Source organism: Syntrophales bacterium (genome assembly GCA_023228425.1).
Classification (GTDB): domain Bacteria; phylum Desulfobacterota; class Syntrophia; order Syntrophales; family UBA2210; genus MLS-D.
In genome coordinates this window covers 1-18,842 of record JALOBE010000019.1, presented here as the reverse complement: position 1 = coordinate 18,842, position 18,842 = coordinate 1, and the positions used below count along the sequence as shown (strand labels likewise).

At 58.1% G+C, this 18,842-nt stretch carries 16 protein-coding genes and 1 tRNA gene; 15 read left to right on the top strand and 2 right to left on the bottom strand.

The features are described 5' to 3' along the window. The first annotated feature begins 395 nt into the window (after positions 1-395). The 5 genes from M0Q23_08040 (at position 396) to M0Q23_08020 (ending at position 6,478) form a co-directional block, all read left to right on the top strand. Entirely contained in the window at positions 396-2,507 is a 2,112-nt protein-coding gene (locus M0Q23_08040) for a ribonucleoside triphosphate reductase (GenBank protein MCK9528573.1), read from the top strand. Position 2,508: 1 nt separating this feature from the next. Beyond that, positions 2,509-3,201, top strand: coding sequence for an anaerobic ribonucleoside-triphosphate reductase activating protein (locus tag M0Q23_08035; GenBank protein MCK9528572.1), 693 nt, complete (start codon positions 2,509-2,511; stop codon positions 3,199-3,201). Positions 3,202-4,009: 808 nt separating this feature from the next. Beyond that, positions 4,010-5,023 (top strand): KpsF/GutQ family sugar-phosphate isomerase, encoded by a 1,014-nt coding sequence (locus M0Q23_08030; GenBank protein MCK9528571.1) that lies wholly within the window; start codon positions 4,010-4,012, stop codon positions 5,021-5,023. A gap of 11 nt (positions 5,024-5,034) precedes the next feature. After that, positions 5,035-5,616, top strand: coding sequence for a thioredoxin domain-containing protein (locus tag M0Q23_08025; GenBank protein MCK9528570.1), 582 nt, complete (start codon positions 5,035-5,037; stop codon positions 5,614-5,616). Beyond that, positions 5,600-6,478 carry a CoA pyrophosphatase gene (locus tag M0Q23_08020; protein ID MCK9528569.1) on the top strand — a complete coding sequence of 293 codons (879 nt, stop codon included), beginning with the start codon at positions 5,600-5,602 and terminating at the stop codon, positions 6,476-6,478. Before M0Q23_08025 ends, M0Q23_08020 begins: the two co-directional genes overlap by 17 nt. Before the next feature lie 89 nt (positions 6,479-6,567). On the opposite strand, the gene M0Q23_08015 is transcribed toward M0Q23_08020, so the two are convergent. Together M0Q23_08015 and M0Q23_08010 are read right to left on the bottom strand one after the other, a co-directional pair. Then, the gene (locus tag M0Q23_08015) at positions 6,568-6,858 is read right to left on the bottom strand and encodes a helix-hairpin-helix domain-containing protein (GenBank protein MCK9528568.1); all 291 of its coding nucleotides are present in this window, start codon (positions 6,856-6,858) and stop codon (positions 6,568-6,570) included. Between the two features lie 385 nt (positions 6,859-7,243). Next, a complete protein-coding gene (locus tag M0Q23_08010) occupies positions 7,244-8,572 on the bottom strand; it encodes an amidohydrolase (GenBank protein ID MCK9528567.1) in 1,329 nt (442 codons plus the stop codon). A 191-nt stretch (positions 8,573-8,763) separates the two neighbouring features. Here M0Q23_08010 and M0Q23_08005 point away from each other — a divergent pair. The 10 genes from M0Q23_08005 (at position 8,764) to M0Q23_07960 (ending at position 18,759) form a co-directional block, all read left to right on the top strand. Further along, positions 8,764-8,851 (top strand) — tRNA-Leu (locus M0Q23_08005). A gap of 782 nt (positions 8,852-9,633) precedes the next feature. Then, the gene (locus tag M0Q23_08000) at positions 9,634-10,347 is read left to right on the top strand and encodes a hypothetical protein (protein MCK9528566.1); all 714 of its coding nucleotides are present in this window, start codon (positions 9,634-9,636) and stop codon (positions 10,345-10,347) included. A gap of 61 nt (positions 10,348-10,408) precedes the next feature. Next, a complete protein-coding gene (locus tag M0Q23_07995; protein MCK9528565.1) occupies positions 10,409-10,975 on the top strand; it encodes a hypothetical protein in 567 nt (188 codons plus the stop codon). Between the two features lie 280 nt (positions 10,976-11,255). Continuing rightward, positions 11,256-12,488 carry an outer membrane beta-barrel protein gene (locus M0Q23_07990; protein MCK9528564.1) on the top strand — a complete coding sequence of 411 codons (1,233 nt, stop codon included), beginning with the start codon at positions 11,256-11,258 and terminating at the stop codon, positions 12,486-12,488. Positions 12,489-12,541: 53 nt separating this feature from the next. After that, positions 12,542-13,411 (top strand): SLBB domain-containing protein, encoded by an 870-nt coding sequence (locus M0Q23_07985; protein ID MCK9528563.1) that lies wholly within the window; start codon positions 12,542-12,544, stop codon positions 13,409-13,411. Positions 13,412-13,470: 59 nt separating this feature from the next. Then, a complete protein-coding gene (locus M0Q23_07980; GenBank protein ID MCK9528562.1) occupies positions 13,471-15,744 on the top strand; it encodes a polysaccharide biosynthesis tyrosine autokinase in 2,274 nt (757 codons plus the stop codon). Between the two features lie 24 nt (positions 15,745-15,768). Further along, positions 15,769-16,749, top strand: a complete 981-nt coding sequence (galE, locus tag M0Q23_07975) for a UDP-glucose 4-epimerase GalE (GenBank protein ID MCK9528561.1) — start codon at positions 15,769-15,771, stop codon at positions 16,747-16,749. Positions 16,750-17,451: 702 nt separating this feature from the next. Beyond that, complete coding sequence (locus tag M0Q23_07970) at positions 17,452-17,685, top strand: type II toxin-antitoxin system Phd/YefM family antitoxin (GenBank protein ID MCK9528560.1); 234 nt, start codon at positions 17,452-17,454, stop codon at positions 17,683-17,685. After that, on the top strand, positions 17,682-18,077 hold the full coding sequence (locus tag M0Q23_07965) for a type II toxin-antitoxin system VapC family toxin (protein ID MCK9528559.1): 396 nt from the start codon (positions 17,682-17,684) through the stop codon (positions 18,075-18,077). The genes M0Q23_07970 and M0Q23_07965 overlap by 4 nt, the downstream gene beginning before the upstream one ends. Positions 18,078-18,585: 508 nt before the next feature. Further along, complete coding sequence (locus M0Q23_07960) at positions 18,586-18,759, top strand: DUF4258 domain-containing protein (protein MCK9528558.1); 174 nt, start codon at positions 18,586-18,588, stop codon at positions 18,757-18,759. The last annotated feature ends 83 nt before the right edge of the window (positions 18,760-18,842 follow it).

The window sequence follows — 18,842 nt, the reverse complement described above, 5'->3', positions numbered from 1 at the left end:
AGGCGGTCGAAGTAACGGAAGGAACCGTCGGTGACGGCAGAGGCGGTCGAAATGACGGAAAGAGCCGCTGGTGACGACAGGAGGCGGCCGAAGTGACGGAAGGAACCGTCGGTGACGACAGGGAGCGAGTGACACCATGACGTTGGATATTTTCTCTTCGATTTATCGTACGGATTTTCTCCATTATTCTTCATCCGGGCGCAGGAAAAGAGGGGCGCCCGGATTGCACCCGGGCACGGCGCTCTTAATCAAGTTCTCGGCATCTGAATGCCGGCCAGTCTGTAGCATATAGATATGTATCTTCCTGTCAAAGAAAAAAGCTTGACAATATATTGTGTGTTAATTAGGATCCTACACTATATATTGTGCTTTAAAGCCTGGGGGGAGGGTGTCTCATGCACACGGTTATAACAAAGCGCGACGGTCGGGAAGTGCCTTTTGTGGCGGAGAAGATTACCGCCGCCATCGCCAGGGCGGGCGCCGCCACAGAGGAATTCGACGAAAAAACGGCCCTGCGCCTGACCATCAGGGTGCTGAACCTGGCGGACACACTCTTTCGTGACGCTCCCTTGGACGTGGAGGGGATCCAGGACATCGTCGAAGAGGTTCTCCTGGACTCGCCCTACCGGAAAACAGCCAAGGCCTATATCATCTACCGGGACCAGCACGCCCGCCTCCGGGAAATCGCCAACACCATGGAGGTTGATCTGGTCGATCAGTACCTGAAGAAAACCGACTGGAAAATAAACGAAAACAGCAATATGGATTTCTCCCTCCAGGGTCTGAACAACTACATCTCCTCGGAGGTCAGCAAGGTTTACTGGCTCAACAAGATCTACACCCCGGAAATCAAACAGGCCCAGGTAAGCGGTGATTTTCACATACACGACCTGAGCCTTCTTTCGGTCTATTGCGTGGGATGGGATCTTTACAACCTGCTCCTTGAAGGCTTCCGGGGCGCCTCGGGAAAGGTGGAAAGCCGCCCGGCGCGTCATCTGCGAAGCGCCCTGGGGCAGGTGGTGAATTTCTTCTACACCCTGCAGGGTGAGGCCGCCGGGGCGCAGGCCTTCTCGAACTTCGACACCCTGCTGGCACCCTTTATCCGGTACGACGGGCTGTCCCGCCAGGAGGTGCGCCAGGCCCTGCAGGAATTCATTTTCAACATCAACGTACCCACCCGGGTGGGTTTCCAGACGCCCTTCACGAACGTCACGCTGGATGTGAGGGTTCCTTCCTTTTACGCGAATCAGAACGTCATCGTCGGGGGAGAGCCCCGGGCGGAAACCTACGGCGATTTCCAGGAAGAGATGAACCTCTTCAACCGGGCGTTCCTGGAAGTCATGGCCGAAGGAGACGCCAAGGGCCGGGTATTCACCTTTCCCATTCCGACCTACAATATAACGAAGGATTTCGACTGGGATGACAAGAACCTGGAGTATCTCTGGGAGATGACGGCCAAGTACGGCGTTCCCTACTTTTCCAACTTCATCAATTCCGATATGAACCCCGAGGATGCCCGGAGCATGTGCTGCCGTCTGAGGATCGACAACCGGGAGCTGGAAAAACGCGGCGGCGGGCTCTTCGGCTCGAATCCCCTGACGGGGTCCATCGGCGTCATTACCATCAACATGCCCCGCATCGGCTACCTCTCCGGGACGGAAGAGGAATTCCTGCAACGGCTGGACCGTCTCATGGTCATGGCAAAGGACAGCCTGGAGACAAAGCGCAAGGTTCTCGAGTCCTACACCGAGGGCTGCCTGTACCCTTACACGAAACATTACCTGGCGGGTATCAGGGAGCGGTTCGGCGAATACTGGAAAAACCATTTTTCCACCATCGGCCTGGTGGGGATGAACGAGGCCACTCTCAACTTCATGGGAGTTTCCATCGGTGATCCCCGGGGTCTGGAGTTCGCCCGGCGTGTGCTCGATTACATGCGCGATCGTCTGGTCGATTTTCAACGGGAAACGGGCAACAACTTCAACCTGGAAGCAACTCCGGCGGAAGGGACTTCCTACGGGCTTGCCCGGCTGGACCGGCGGAAATACCCGGACATCATCTTCGCCAACGGCCGTCTCTCGGGGTCACCGGGGTCGGTCCTCGAACGGGAGGTTTTTTATACCAACTCAACGCAGCTTCCCGTGAACTACACCGATGACATCTTCGAGGCCCTGGACCTGCAGGACGACATACAGACACGCTATACCGGCGGAACGGTCTTTCACATCTTCGCCGGAGAGCGCACCCAGGATCCGGGGACCATCAAATCGCTGATCCGGAAAATCTGCCGGGACTATCGCCTGCCGTACTTCACCTTTTCGCCCACCTTCAGCGTCTGCGGTAATCACGGTTACCTGCCGGGAGAAAAGAAGCACTGTCCGTCCTGCGGAGAAGCCTGTGAGGTCTATTCCCGCGTGGTGGGGTACCTGCGGCCGGTAAAACAGTGGAACAAGGGCAAGCAGGCTGAATACGGAATGCGGAAACCCTTCGCCATCCCGCTTTCCTGAGATGGACACCGGGTACCTGCAGAAATTCTCGCTCATCGATTACCCCGGGCGGATCTGTGCCGTACTGTTTGCCGTGGGGTGTAATTTCCGGTGTCCCTGGTGCCACAACCCGGACCTTGTCCGGGGTTTTCCTCCTGACAGGCTCGTTCCCGTCAAGGCGGTCCTGGAGTTCCTGGAGACACGGCGGGGCAAGCTGGAGGGCGTCACCATCACCGGCGGCGAACCGACATTGCAGGGAGAGCGCCTGTCGAGCCTCGCCGCCGCGGTAAAGGATCTTGGTTTTGCCGTCAAGGTCGACACCAACGGGTCGCGGCCGGCGGTGCTTCGGGATCTGGCGGAAAACGGGCTCGTTGATTACATCGCCATGGATGTGAAGGGACCCCGGGAGGCCTGGCCGATCCTGGCGGGCGGTGCCGTCGATTATGGTGCCATCGATGAAAGTATTGATTTCATCATGACATCGGGGGTGGACTACGAGTTCAGGACCACCCTGGTGGGTCACCTTCTGACACCGGATGATATCGAGCGCGCGGCAGAGCGTCTCGCCGGCGCCGGCCGCTACGTCCTGCAGCGGTTTGTCCCCTCCGCGTCCCTTGACCCGGACTTTCCGAAACAAGACGCCTTCACCGGCTGGGAGCGCGCCGCTGTCCTGGAACGGGTCCGGCGCTGGGTTCCGTCGGCATTCCTGAGATAGCCGGCTGGGGCAGGGGCCTCGCGACCGACCCGGCATTCCCCGGGGGGCTAACGTCAAGAGTGTTGTGTCACCTCTGCAAGAAAGGCTGTACCCGTTTGTTGTTTCATGTTTTCATGGGCGAACACGGCGTAGAGGACTCGTTCCAGGCTGGTTGTATCGGCGAACACTCCCATGGGTCTGGTCCTCCGTTTGAAATGTACTTGTCAAGAAATATAAAACGTATTAAGAAGATACCCCGTTAGAGTAAAAAAACTTTGAACGGCCTCATGTCGAGGAACATGCCGGATTCCATCACGCTGGTGAGCATTGAAAGCCCGTCGTGCCGGTGAGCATGTTTTACTCCGTTGTTTCGGGAAGCGCTTTTACTCCGTCGTGCCGGGGAGCATTGAAAGCCTGTCATGCCGGGGAGCATGTTTTGCTCCGTTGTTTCGAGGAGTGCTTTTATTTCGCCATGCCGGGGAGCTTTGAAAGCCCGTCATTTCGAGGAGCGTTGTTATTCCGTCATTTCGAGGAGCGAAGCGACGAGAAATCTTTCTTCTCCAACACCACTGTGAAAGATTTCTCCCTTCGGTCGAAATGACAAAGTTGGACGATCGCAATGGCAAGTTGAGCGATTGTAATGGCATAGTGGGCCGATGAATGGCAAGTTGGGCGGTCGCAATGGCATAGTGGGCGATGAATGACAAGTTGGGCGGTCGAAATGACAAGTGGGGCGGTCGCAATGACAAGATTAAAGGTCTCAGGTCTGTGCCGACATCTCTGGGTATCCGCCCCGCCTTTGCGGGGATGACGGCAGGAGCACCTGAACGTGAGAAATGAAAAAAATATGAACGACGATTGCGTTGAACAGGCCCGGGAGGTTCTGAGGATCGAGGCCGAAAGCATTACCTCCCTCATCGACAAGGTGGGCGATGAATTCAGGCGGGCCGTGGAGGTTATTTCGTCCTGCCGGGGCCGCGTCATTGTGACGGGACTGGGCAAATCGGGTCTCATCGGGAAGAAAATCGTGGCGACTCTTACCAGCACGGGTACGCCCGCTCTCTTTCTTCATCCCGTGGAAGGTCTCCACGGAGACCTGGGGATCGTGACCCGGGACGACGTGGTCCTTGCCATATCCAACAGCGGCGAAACGCAGGAGCTGAACGCGCTCATCGACAGTTTCCACGACATCGGCGTTCCTCTCATCGCCTTCACGGCAAGCGGCGCCTCGACACTGGCCCGGGCAAGCGACATCTGGATCAACGTGGGAGTCCCCCGGGAGGCCTGTCCCTTCAATCTGGCCCCCACGTCAAGCTCGACGGCGGCCCTGGCTATGGGAGACGCCCTTGCCGTCGCGTTGGTGCGGGCGAAGAACTTTACCCAGGAGGACTTTTACAAGTTCCATCCCGGCGGCTCCCTGGGGCTCCGCCTCCTGGCGAAGGTGCGGGAAGCCATGATAACGGAAGACCGGGTCCCCCGGGTTTTCACCGGTTCGCCCATTGCCGAGGCAGTCCGTGAGATGGACGAAAAAAATCTTGGCTTCGTACTCGTGACACACCGGGACAACCGTCTTGTGGGCATCCTTACCGACGGGGACCTCCGGCGCTCCATCCGGCAGCAGGTGGAATTTAATGGAAAGGTCGTGGACGACTTCATGACCCGGGGACCGCGGAGCATCAGCGGCGGGGCGACCCTGGGGGAAGCCATCGAGATCATGCAGAAGCATGAAATCACCACGCTGGTGGTCCTGGATTCAGAGGGCATTCTCGAGGGATCGGTCCATCTTCACGACATCCTGGGACGGGGAGGGACCATACGGATGGCCCTGTCGCGGGAGGAATGAACTGATTTGGCATGACGTCACCGGAACAGAGTCTGATTATCCGCTGCCTCAAGTGCGGCCAGAAAAACCGGATTACCCGGGATCACCTCGACGATCGGCCGCTCTGCGGGCGGTGCGGCGCCTCGCTGGACGAGTTGTTCATCCGGTGCCTGCGCTGTCACCGGGTGAACCGGATTCCGGGACACCGTGTCCACGATCTTCCGCTCTGCGGGCGGTGCGGTGCCGGTCTCTACACGGATTACCTGGCCGATGTGTCGGACGGAACGTTCGAGGAAGAGGTGCTGAAACGGGACGAAACGGTTCTGGTCTGCTGCTGGGACCGGGAATGCGTTTTCTGTCACAGGGCCATGCCGACGCTGAAGAAGCTGGCACCGAAATACCTGGGCGAACTGAGGCTGGTCCGCCTGGATGTCTCGCAAAACCCTGTTTTGAAGGAGCGCTATGCCGTGACGACCACGCCGACCTACCTGCTGTTTACAAAGGGAGTCCTCCTGGACACCATGGTGGGCATCACGACCCTGGAGGAACTTGAATCGAGCCTGCGCGCCATATCACGAACCCGCCGCAGCCAAGATAATGAACGTCCCGACTGACAAAAGGGATCTCCTTGACCTGGCCGGGAAACGGCTGGCGTCCGAGCCTGTGGACTATGCCCGCCGTATGTCGGCTATCCGCTCGGAGAACAGGAAGGGTGTCCCCTGGCAGCCTGCCGGTGTCCTGATTCCGCTGTGCTTCAAGAATACGGCGCGGCCGGGAACCCCGGCGCGGGAGGAGTTCGTGGTGCAGCTTATCCGCCGCTCGTCGGCCGTCGCCCAGGCGGGGGACCTGAGCGGGCCCGGGGGCATGTTGAACCCCCGGCTGGACGGAATCCTGCGCATCCCCCTCCTGCTGGGAATGACTCCCGTATTGAGAGGGTTCCCGCGGAACAGTGCGAAAACACGGGGATCGGAAGAGTTCGCCGCCATCGGGCTGTTTCTGGCAAACGCCCTGCGTGAGGCCTGGGAAGAAATCAGGCTCAATCCCCTAAACGTTGAATTTCTCGGCCCCCTGCCGTTCCGCAATCTCATTCTGTTCACCAAGACCATTTTCCCGGTCCTGGGATACGTAAAAAAGGACGCTCCCTTTCGTCTCAACGAAGAAGTCGATCGAGTCGTGGAGATACCTCTGTCCGCTTTTTTCAGGGAAGAACACTACGGGACCTACTGCATCAACGATAACGTCAACGGATCGAAAAGCTTCTTTGAAACACCCTGCCTGATCTGGACATCGCCCGACGGCGAAGAGGATGTGCTCTGGGGTGTGACTCTTCAGATCGTTATGGATTTCCTGGCCATTGTTCTTGATTTCAAACCCCCTGGAATGGGGGGGAGTCGCCTGGTAACCAGGACCCTCTCACAGGCGTATCTGCGGGGCAACGGAAGACGGGAGGCGGGAAGGCCGGGCCATTCCCGGTAACTGTCTCTCCGGGAAGGCCCGATCCGGGCCCGTGCCTGCAACCTGCCGTCATTTACATGGTGCTGCCCTGTACGGGGCCGACCGACCCCTTATTCACTATCGACTTGTATCCGGTCGATGTTGGTCTCGAAAACATGCCTGCCTATGCCGGGCACATTCATGATGTCCTCGGGCCGCTGGAAGGGGCCGTTGTTTTCACGGTGCTGGATAATCCGCTGTGACAGGGCCGGGCCGATGTTCTTCAACGTGGCCAGTTCCGTGGCGGATGCCGTATTGATGTTAACCGGGGATCCACTCTCCTTGGCCGCCAGCATCGGCGCCCAGAGGGCGAGAAAACAGACAAAGACAACCAGACAGAAAACACTTCGAGAATACCTCATTTCCCTTTCCTCCTCCGTTGTTCGTTCAGTACAACTTGTGATTGCAGGCTTCCGGGCAATGCCCTTCCACAACGACACGGTCGGGGGAGTCCGGAAAAGAATCTGCGGGGAGGAGGAATCACAAACAAGAACGCGGCCGGTGAGGCCGCGGAAGAAGTCGGTGGTTCGTTTCACGTGGGGTGCGGAGAAAAAGCTGCGTAACGTGTGACGATAGTGCGCCGAAATCGATAAAAATGCAACAAAAAAATGCGGGACCATGAAATATAGTCCCGGGATTCGTCAACGCCCTGCCCGAAAGAATGATCCGACGATAATGAATGGCCTGACGCACCACGGTAAGGGGCACGAGGCATATACGGTCTTCATCTTTTGAAACGGCCGTTTTTTACGATCCCGTCAGGCCTGATTGTACCCTGCGGGCAATATCCCGGACCCGGCCCATGACGGCTTCCTCGTCGATGGTGGTAAGCCGGCGGTCTTCCATGACGATCCGGCCGTTGATGATGGAGGTGATCACGTCGTCCCCCCTGACGGCGTACACGAGGTGTGAATATGCATTGTAGAGCGGGGTCAGGTGGGGTTTGTTCATGTCGATGATGATGATGTCGGCCTTTTTGCCCGGCTCGAGGGAGCCCGTGATATGTCCCATGCCCAGCACCGCGGCGCCGTCACGGGTAGCCATCCGGAGCACCGCGGGGGCCGGCATGATGGTGGGATCCAGGCGGGCCACCTTTTCGAGCTTGGCCGCCGTGTCCATCTCGGCGAACATGTCCAGGTTGTTGTTGCTGGCGGCGCCGTCGGTGCCGAGGGCGACGGTGATGCCCCGCTCCAGCATGGCTGTTACGGGGGCTACGCCCGAGGCCAGCTTCATGTTGCTTTCAGGATTGTGGACTATTCCGCAGCCGTGATCGGCCAGGATATCCATGTCTTCCCCGTCCACGGCGACGCAGTGAAAGGCGAAGAAGCGCTCGTCCAGGAGGCCCAGGTCCTTGAGAAAGCGGGTAGCCCGGGTTCCGAGTCGCGCTTCCAGATCGATTCTTTCCTTTCCATTCTCCAGGAGATGCATGGCAAGGGGTGCCCCGTATTCGTCGGCCAGGGCCTTGGCGTCTTTCAGGAGCGGCGGCGAGCAGGTATACAGGGCGTGGGGTTCCACGACGATATTGACCAGCGGATGGCCGGCCCATCGGTCCAGAAGCATGCGGGTATACGTGATTCCCTCGGCGGGGGTTTTCACGCTGGGGGAGGGGAAATCGAAGAGAACCTCTCCCAGGAGACAGCGCATGCCCGCCTCGGCGGCGGCCCGGGCCGTCTCGTCCTCGAAGATGTACATATCGCAGAAAGTCGTCGTTCCGGACCGGATCATCTCGGCGCACGCCAGCAGGCTTCCCCAGTAGGCAAGGTCGGGATTGACGTTTTTCGCTTCCGCCGGGAAGATGAAATTGTTGAGCCAGTCCATGAGAGTCCGGTCATCGGCAATGCCCCGGAAGCAGGTCATGGCGGCGTGGGTGTGGGCGTTTACGAGGCCCGGCATGACGATACAGTTTTCCGCGGTGATGGTCTTCTTCGCCCGCCAGGTCCTGTTGATGTCGTCGGCCTTTCCCAGGGCGACGATGGTGTCGCCCCGAACGACAACGGCTCCGCCGTCAAGGACGTCTCCGCTCCCGTCCATCGACAGCAGCGTTCCGCCGGTGATGCGGATATCGGCGTCCTTCATGGTTTCCGCGACCTCCTGACCGGTCCGGATGATCTCTCCGGAACCTGCAATGTGATGTGCCTATCACAGCAGGATACCCTGTATCAAGAGCAAATAAGGGGGCTTGCGCCCCCGGCCGCGGAGGCAGTATGCCCTTGACACAGACCGACCATACATATTATAGGCAGACACTCCGAAACCTTCTGAAACGTGCCTGGGTGGCGGAACTGGTAGACGCAAGGGACTTAAAATCCCTGGGAGTTTGACTCTGTGCGGGTTCGATTCCCGCCCCAGGTACCAGAATCATCCAATTCGGGCAGGGCATGCCCCTGCGATCCGGTTGAGACGCACAATCTATCCGATTCCCATCGTCCGGGGGTTGCTTTGGATATGTTCGCATATTCGGTTCACATCCGTTTCATCTCGAATGATATGTTCCCCCTACCGCAACCCCCGGTTTGACATGGGGTATTGGGGATTTTTTTGCTTGCCATATGCTATCAAATATGGCAACCTCAAGTTTAAAATTACTTTTTTGGGGAAATTTGGACTTTTTACGGGACCATCAACACTACAACGTTTGACAGTCAGGAGACCTTTATAGACTTTTCACATGCGTTCGAAGTGACAGGGAAGAGGTCGAAATGACACAATCTATAGCTTTTCAAAGGTTTTAGCAACGAACAGATTTGTCCGCTTTATGTTCTATCCTTTTCAACAGGGGCAGAGCGGCGGACGGGCTCATTTTCAACGCCGGTCGACGCGGGGTACTTTGGGCCGGGCGTTGTTGCCATATGGCGGTAAGAACGATAGAAACGACGACGGCTCATCGGTTCGAGACCTTTAATTTTGTCATTTCGAGGAGCGCAGCGACGAGAAATCCATGTCCCGGGCAAAGCGAGAAATCTTTCAGACTTCTCACATGCGTTCGAAGTGACAGGAAAAAGGTCGAAATGACACAATCGATAGTTTAAAGGTCTCTTCTTGTAACCGAAGGGCCGGAGGTTTGCCGTACCGGAGGTGGGAGCCTGATTGACATACACTGTCACATTCTGCCGGGCCTCGACGATGGACCCGAAACCATGGACGATGCATTGGCCATGTGCCGCATCGCCTGGGATGACGGTATTCAAACGATCGTGGCGACGCCCCACTGCTACCGGGGCCGCTACGAGAACGATGCCGCCACCATCCGTCCGGTTTACGATCTCCTGAAACAGCGTCTTCAGGAAGAGGCCATCGGGCTCAACCTCCTGATGGCCGGCGACATACACGTCGATCCTGACATTGTGGCCTTCCTCGAAGATAATCCCGAGCTCTGCCCCGGGGGACATTTCGTGCTCATCGAACTGCCTTCGGAAGCGGTCCCGCCCTTTGTGGGTAATCATTTTACCGCTCTGCGCTTCAGGGGATTCACGCCGATCCTTACGCACCCCGAACGAAACCGCATGATCCGGCAGCGCCCCGACCTCGTCGGGGAATGGGTGCGGCAGGGTGTGTTCGTGCAGGTCACCGCCATGAGCCTCACCGGGGAATTCGGCGACGCGGCGCAGACAGCTGCCCTGACCTTGCTGGACAGCGGCCGGATCCATTTCGTGGCCACCGATGCTCACTCGCCCACCCGGCGGCGACCGGTACTCTCCGGGGCCGCGGTTCTGCTTCGGAAGAGGATCGGGGAAAAGGGGACGCGCCGCCTTCTGGAGGAGAACCCCCGGCGCATGCTCGCCGGCCTGGACCCGCTGGAGGTGGGCCTTGGTATTTTGCGCAATAGTGCCATAAGCGCCATAAATCAATAAACCGGAGACCTTACTTATACATCAACCCACACAACGCTGTTACCCATGAAAGGAGGGTGTCATGGTAAGAAGCTGCAGGTTTTGTATTCCCGGATTCGTTCTCATTCTCATCATTCTTGCGGCCCTGCTCCTGGCTGGTCCCGCCTCGCTCCAGGCCCAGGAGGAAGGAGCGACCCAGGGGGAGGTGGCCCTGAACCTTGCCCGGCTGCTCGCGCTGGACCTGCCCGAAGGGGCAACGGCGGACGATGCCATCAATGCGCTGACAGCAGCAGGAATTGCGCCCGCCGGAGGCTGGGATGCCGCCGCCCGGGCTGATTCAGCCTTTGTCGCCTCTCTCTACAGTTCCGTCGAGGCCGCCGTCGCCGAGGGCAAGGTGTCACCCGGAGTGCTCGGCAGCGCCGCCGCCGTGACAGCCGCCGCGGCGGCCGAGGCCGGCATGGCCCGCTCCGTCGTGGTGGCCGCCATTGTCGATGCCGGCGGGGATGCCGGTGACGCGACCGTCGGGGCCACAGCGGGAGGGACCTACGGTGACGCACCTGCCCCGGGCGCCCTTGGGGGCATCGGGGATACAGGTCCCGAAGCCGCAAGAGGCGGAGGCGGAGGCGGCAGCCCCTCCCCCAGTCGATAATCCGAGATCTTTAAAAACTATCGATTGTGTCATTTCGACCTTTCTCCTGTCACTTCGAACGTTCCCCCGTCACTTCGAACGCATGTGAGAAGTCTGAAAGATCCCCCGCTTTGCCCGGGACATGGATTTCTCGTCGCTGCGCTCCTCGAAATGACGGACCTTAAGGTGCTCCTTGAAACGACGGAACTTGAACGTTCTTCGTAATGACGGACCTTAAGACGTTCCTCGAAATGACAAAATAAAGGTCTCAATCCAAACCAAGCTGACGAGGTGAGAGCATATGATACGAAAATGCATGACAGTTTTCATAGTCCTGGTGTTCACACTGGCGGCTTTTCCCGTCTGGGGCCAGCCGCGGGCAGGGGAGGGGAACATAAAGGCCGGGCCTCTGGAGGTCCACCCTTCCATCGGTATCACCCAGACCTGGACGGACAATGTTTACCGAAGCTATGACGGGAAGGCAAAAGAGAGCGACTGGATTACCACCATATCACCGGGGCTCGAACTAATCCTTCCCCTGCGCAGGCACAGCGTGAAGGCGGGTTATTTCGCCGACATTTACCGTCACAAGGATCGTGACGAGAACAACTACACGCGACATCTGTTCACCGCCGGCCTGAACCTTGACTTTCCCGGCGGCCTCGCGGTTACCCTCAAAAACGACTACATCGATTCCGAGGTGACCCGCAAGTGGCGTGAACAGCCGGGCCTGGCAGGTTCCGCCGACCCCTATCGTGCCAAGCCCTACGCGTCAAACGATTTCCTTGCCAGGGCCCGGTACGGCTTCTCCGACCGGTGGGCCGTTGCGGCTTGGTACAACCTGTACGCCTATGGCTACGACAACGAGTTTGACAGGACCGGAGATTTTGACCGTCACCTGGGCGGCGGGTCCATCTTCTACCGCATTGCGCCAAAGACGGAAGTGCTGGTCGAGTATTCCCGCTCCACGGTGGACTACTCGAAGAGCCCTTCCAGTGACAACAAAAACGACACCGCCTACGTGGGTCTCCAATTCGACCCCACGGCGAAGCTCAGCGGGCACCTCAAGCTCGGCTGGACCCAGAGAAAATACGACACGCCTCAATTCGCAAACGAAACCAGGTTCGATACCTTCTCGACCCGGGTCGACCTGACCTACGGGCTGTCACCCTTCGATACGATCCGCCTCAGGGGATCGCGGACCATCGAGGAGGACATCGACACCAACGCAGCCTACACCCGCGATGACTACTCCCTGGGCTACAGCCACATCCTCTCCATGAACGAGAAGATACGCCTGAACGCCTCCATCGGCTTCGGACGGGAGCGTCACGAGGGCCCGTCCACCGACACGGACGGTCTTCTCAAGAACCGAAGCGACGACATCCTCTACACCACCCTCAGCGCGGACTACGTCATGCAGCGTTGGCTGATGTGGACGTTGAGCTACTCTTACTACGACAGGGATTCCACCTTCATCCGCTATGACGGGACCGAGAATGTCGTATTCCTCAAGGGCAGGATTTCCTTCTGACAGGCATCCACGGTGCACTGAAGGACCGACTCGGAAAGGACACCGAGACAGCAATGACTCAATCTCATTCTGACCGGACAGGGCGGGATCACCGGAACGGGGCCCCGCTCTTTCTCTTGTTCATCGCGCTGTGCCTGTTTATCCTGCAGCCGGCGTCCCTCACGGCCCAGGACGACTACATCATCGGCAGCGAGGACGTGGTGGAGATCATCGTCTGGGATCATAACGATCTCAAGAGGACCATGCCCGTGTCGCTGACGGGAATGATTTCCTTCCCCCTCATAGGGGAGGTCAGGGCTGAGGGTCTCTCAACCACGGACCTCGCCCGGGCCATCGCCGGCAGGCTTTCCGACGGCTACATCGTCAACCCCCAGGTCTCGGTCACCGTCAGGGAGTACAAGAGCCAGCGGGTTTTCCTCATGGGCGAGGTCAACAATCCCGGAACTTACGCCGTGACCCGGGAAAACAACATCCTCTTCGTGCTCTCCCAGGCGGGAGGCCCCACCAAGGACGCCGGAGAGGATGTCGTCATCATCAGGCCCGGCAGGTCCGTGAACCACGCTCTCACCCTCGATGACGCCCGGAGCGGCCAGGACCGGATCATCCGGGTGAACCTCAAGGACGCCCTGGCCGGTGACAGCGGCAACAACATCACCATCCACGACGGGGACTCCATCATCGTGCCCCGCATGCCCTTTTTCTTTGTCACCGGCGAGGTGGGCAAGCCCGGCAGGTACAACCTCGAACGCAACACCACGATTCTCATGGCCATCAGCATGGCCGGCGGCCTGACGGCCAAGGCGGCGCCGAAGCGCACCCGTATCGCCCGGGATCAGAACGGGACCAAGGTCGAGTTCAGGACCGACATGGAGGCCCGGGTACTGCCCGGCGACACCATCATCGTCCCGGAAAGTTTTTTCTGACAACGAGAGACCTTTAAATTTTGACATCTCAAAGGTCTCAACGCCCCCAAGGAATACCCATGTCCCTTAAAGAAAAAAGCACCATCATGGAGCGGATCGATGAAACGGTCGATTTCCTGGAGTACTGGCACACCATACGCAAGCGCCGCCGCCTGGTCATCCTCTGCGTTCTGGCGGCACTCACGGCGGCGGCCATCTATCTCTTTACCGCCGTCCCCGTCTACCGTTCCACCGCCAACATTCTCATCGAGCGAGCCAACCCGAACCTCTCCCTCCAGGAGGTTCTCGTCATGGACCCCGGCGGCCAGGACTTCTACCAGACCCAGTACAAGATCCTCGAGTCCCGGGCCATCGCCCGCGACGCCGCCGATCGCCTGAACCTGAACCGCCACCCCGAGTACCGGCCCGACGAGGTGAAAGGCTTCTCCCCCCGGAAACTTCTGAGGGACACCATTGCCGCCGTCACCGCCCAGCTGCCCTTCCTTTCCTCGGGACACGACCCGTCCGACGACGGTCCGGACATCCTGGTCGGCACGGAGCAGGAGGCCGACGCGGGGCTTGTGAACGCCTTCCAGTCGAACCTCTCCATCAAACCCGTCCGCAACAGCCGTATCGTCGAGGTGAGCTTCCAGTCCATCGACCCCCGCCTTGCAGCCCTGGGGGCCAACACCGTTGTCCAGGCCTACATCGACTGGAACCTGGGCCTCCGGCTCCAGAGCACCCGGTTCGCCACCCAGTTCCTGGAGGAGCAGGTCCAGCAAGCCCGGATCAAGATGGAGGCCTCCGAACAGGCCATCCAGCAGTACCGGGAGAAACACGGCCTCTCCCTTGCCGCGGGCCAGACCGAGGGCGGCCGCCAGACCGCGGACATCAGCCGCCAGCGCTTAAGCCAGGTCAACTCCCAGCTCATGGATGCCACGAACCGCCGCATCGAAGCGGAGGTAAAGCACAACAAGGCCCTGGAGCTGTCCCGAAACCCGGAGACCGCCGAGACCATCCCCGAGGTTGCCGCCAGCCCCGTCATGATATCCCTGAAAAACAAGGAGGTGGAACTACTTCGGGAGCGCACCGTAAAGTCCAACAGGTTCGGTCCCCGGCACCCGGAGATGGTGGCCCTCAACGAGGAGATCCAGAAACTCTCGGAACTCAAGAAGCAGGAGATCCTCAACATCGTCGATTCCCTCAAGGCCAACCTCGAGGTCTCCCTGGAGCGCGAACGGGCCCTCACCCGGGCCCTCCGTGAAAGCGAGAACGAGACCATCAGCCGCGACAAGATCGCTATCCAGTTCCAGATGCTCCAGCAGGAGGCGGAGTCCAACCGCCAGCTCTACGACATCCTTCTCCGGCGCCTCAACGAAAGCAGCGTCAGCGAGGAGGTACGCACGGTCAACATCTACGTCGTGGACCGCGCCGAGGTGCCCGGATTCCCCGCCCATCCCAAGAAGGCCAAGGGCATGCTCATCGCCCTGGCTATCGGCCTGGGCCTGGGCATCGGTCTTGCCTTCTTTGCCGAGTACATCGACGACACGATAAACTCCCCGGAGGAGCTGGAACGACAATTCGGCCTTCCCTACCTGGGGTCGATCCCCCGGTTCACCGCCCAGGCCGGCGACGGCAACGGCGCCCTCCCGGTACTCCAGGAGCCCACGTCACAGGCGGCCGAGGCCTACCGGGGCCTTCGCACGGGGATCCTCTTCTCCACGCCCGACCGGTCGCCACGGATGGTCCTGGTGACCAGCGCCACCGCCACAGAGGGAAAGACCGTGACCTCCACCAACATCGCCCTGGTCATGGCCCTTGCCGGCGAGAAGACCCTCCTGGTGGACCTGGACATGCGCCGTCCCCGCATCCACAAGAACCTCGACATTTCCAACGAGCAAGGCATTTCCAACGTCCTCGTGGGCGACGGCGACTGGCGCTCCTTCGTCCAGAAGACCGCCTCGCCGAACCTCCAGGTCATACCCTCGGGCCCCCTGGCCCCCAACCCGGCGGAACTCATCGCCTCGGGACGGATGAAGACCCTCATCCAGGAGTGGGGCCAGGCCTACGACCGGGTCATCATCGACACGTCCCCCATTACGGCCGTCACCGACCCGGTACTCCTCTCCCGCCTCGTGGACGGAACGGTGATCATCATCAAGGCCGGCTCAACCAGCCGCCGCATCATTGCCGCGGGAATACGACAGATCGAGGATGTCCAGGGCCGCGTCCTCGGCGCCGTCCTCAACGACGTGGACAGCCGCAACGGTGGCTACTACTACCACTACTACCAGCACTACTACTACGGAGAAGGCAAAACAAAGAGAAAGAAGTCCCGGAAGCACGCAACCTGACCACCCTTACCTGAAACGGATCCCATGACACTGCTCGTAACGGGCGGGGCCGGCTACATCGGCTCGGTCTGCGTTGAAACACTCCTCAACCACGGCTACACCGCCGTCGTCATCGACAGCCTTCAGACCGGCTTCAGGGAATCCCTCCCCCCGGAGGTTCCCTTCTACCAGGGCGACTGCGGCGACAGGGCCCTCCTTGACGTCATCTTCAGCTCTCACGCCATCGATGGTGTCCTCCACTTCGCCGCTTCCACTCAGGTCGAGGAGTCCATGGCCGATCCGGGAACGTATTTCCGCAACAACGTCGTCAAGGGTATCACACTTCTTGACACCATGCTCGCCCATACCTGCCGTCGGTTCATCTTCTCATCCACGGCAGCCATCTTCGGCGAACCCGCCTACCTGCCCGTAGACGAGGACCATCCCAAGGCCCCCGTCAACCCCTACGGCGCATCGAAGCTTCTCTTTGAAACCATTCTTGACTGGTATCACCGGGCCCACGGCCTGGCCTACGCGTCACTGCGTTACTTCAACGCCGCAGGAGCCACCACGCTCCGCGGCGACGGCCGTCGTAAACCGACCCTCATCATACCGGTCATCATACAGGTTCTCCTGGGACAGCGCGACCGCCTCACCATCAACGGCAAGGACTATCCCACCCGGGACGGCACCTGCATCCGGGACTACATCCACGTTATCGACCTTGCCGAGGCCCACATCCTCGCCCTTGAGAATCTCCAGGCCACCCCCGCGGCCTGCTACAACCTGGGAAACGGAAAAGGCTGCTCCAACCTCCAGGTCCTCCAGGCAGCCGAAGCCGTCTCCAACACCACCATACCCTGGTCCTTCGGTCCCCGACGGCCGGGAGACCCTGCGGAACTCATCTCCGCCTCGGACAAGGCCCGTGCAGAACTGGGGTGGAACCCCCGCTACGAAAACCTCGAGACCATCGTGCGGTCGGCCTGGGAGTGGCACCGGCGCCATCCGGAAGGATACCGGCAGTGACAACACCAGCCCCAAAAAGCAAACACCGGCAGTACCGCCGTCGTTTCCACAGGCACACCCCTCTTCGAGACCTCTGAATCGTGTCATTACGAAGAACGTTCAAGTTCCGTCAATTCGATTCGATGAGCGCTTAAGGTCCGTTAATTCGATGAACGTTTTATGTCCGATGTTACGATGAGTGTTTTGTTCCGTCATTTCGAGGAACGCCTTAAGGTCCGTCATTACGAAGGACGTTCAAGTTCCGTCAATTCGATGAGCGTTTTATGTCCGATGTTACGATGAGTGTTTTGTCCCGTCGTTTCGATGAGCACATTAAGGTCCGTCATTTCGATGAGCGCTTTTGTTCCGTCATTTCGAGGAGCGAAGCGACGAGAAATCTTTCTATTCCATCGCTGTCGTTATCGTAATCCCATGAGATTTCTCCCTGCGGTCGAAATGACGACAATAACCGTTCGAAATGACAGGGGAACGTTCGAAATGACAGGGGAGCGGTCGAAATGAAAAAGATAAAGGCCTCACAGCGAGGTTCTGCAAAGGTATCAAGGTCTCAAAACCTGTTCTTCAGGCCTTAAAAAAGCCTGCGGGTGTGGGGTTTTGGGTGGCCATCGGGGGATGGTGATGCAGTTCAATTTTTGGGTTGACAAAGTCATGTGACTATAGTCATATGACCATAGTCACTATCAAAAAAGGGGGTGTCTGAATATGGACCGTATAGTATCAAAGTCTCAATTTAAGCCGCGATCTCTGGAATATTTTCGTCTCATTGAAGAGAGCGGCGAGACGCTGATCATTACAGATCGAGGAAGACCGGTGCTGAAGGTTATGCCCTATACTGCTGATCCTGAGGATAGATTAAAGATTCTGCGCAATTCTGTTGTGAGGTATGACGATCCCCTGGAGCCTGCTACTGTGGAGGATTGGAAGGCGCTTCGATGATTGTTTTAGATACGCATGCATGGATCTGGTGGGTAGGCAGCCCGCAGTTTCTTTCTGAAAGGGCGAAACGAACGATAGATGAGGCGGTAACCGGGCGGAACATTTTTATTTCTTCCATCAGTGCTTGGGAGGTGGCTGTGCTTGTCGCGAGAGGTAGGCTGGTGCTGACGATGTCTCCTGATGATTGGGTTGCCGCCTCGGAAGCCCTCCCGTTTTTTCATTTTGTGCCCGTCAGCAACAGTATCGCTTTGAAATCAGTCCAATTGCCGGGTGAACTGCATAGTGATCCTGCGGATCGAATCATCATTGCCACGGCAATTTCCCTGGGCGCGTTTCTGGTTACGAAAGATGATAAAATCAGGAATTATCAACACGTCAAAACGGTTTGGTAGGGACTCTTTGCTGTTGGCTGAGGGCATGACCCATGCCGACCTGGAGAAAGGAGACCATTATCGATTGTGTCAGAGTTCGACCTTTCCCCCGTCACTTCGACCTCTCCCCCCGTCATTCCGAACGTTCTCCCGTCACTTCGAACGCATGTGAGAAGTCTCAAAGATCCCTTGCTCTGCTCGGGACATGGATTTCTCGTCGCTATGCTCCTCGAAATGACACGGTGAGGAGTTATAAAGCTTTTACTAAGTTTTTTGGGGGGCGTATATTATGCGAACAATAAATAGTCATGGGGAGTGGTGCAATAAAGGCCTCGACCTGTCCTGCGCAAACAACCTGGAAGCAAGGTTGATTAATATTCCCAGCAGTTCTTTTTTAGGGGAAAAGAGAGTATAAGGTATTTTAAGCGACGTTCACGCAAAAAAATCATGGAAGAAATGATTTGAAATTAAAAACATTATGAAATTCAAGGTATTAAAGATCGAGGCGTGATAGCCAAATGGATACAAAATGACCATAGAATGGATAAAAGAGCAGGTAAAAAAAGGAAATTATCAGCTTAAAGTCCACGCCATAGAAAGGGCATCTCTTCGAGGTATCGACCCTCTGGATATTAAAGCAGCCCTTCTGAACGGCAGGATTATCCCAGATTTTCCATTAGCAGATTTTGGTCATAATAGATAGCGTTAGTCGCTTTTAGTTGTGAGATTATCCTGAGTATGTTCTAATGGAAACCATTAGAAATAGGGTTTTGATTTCAGCGTGTT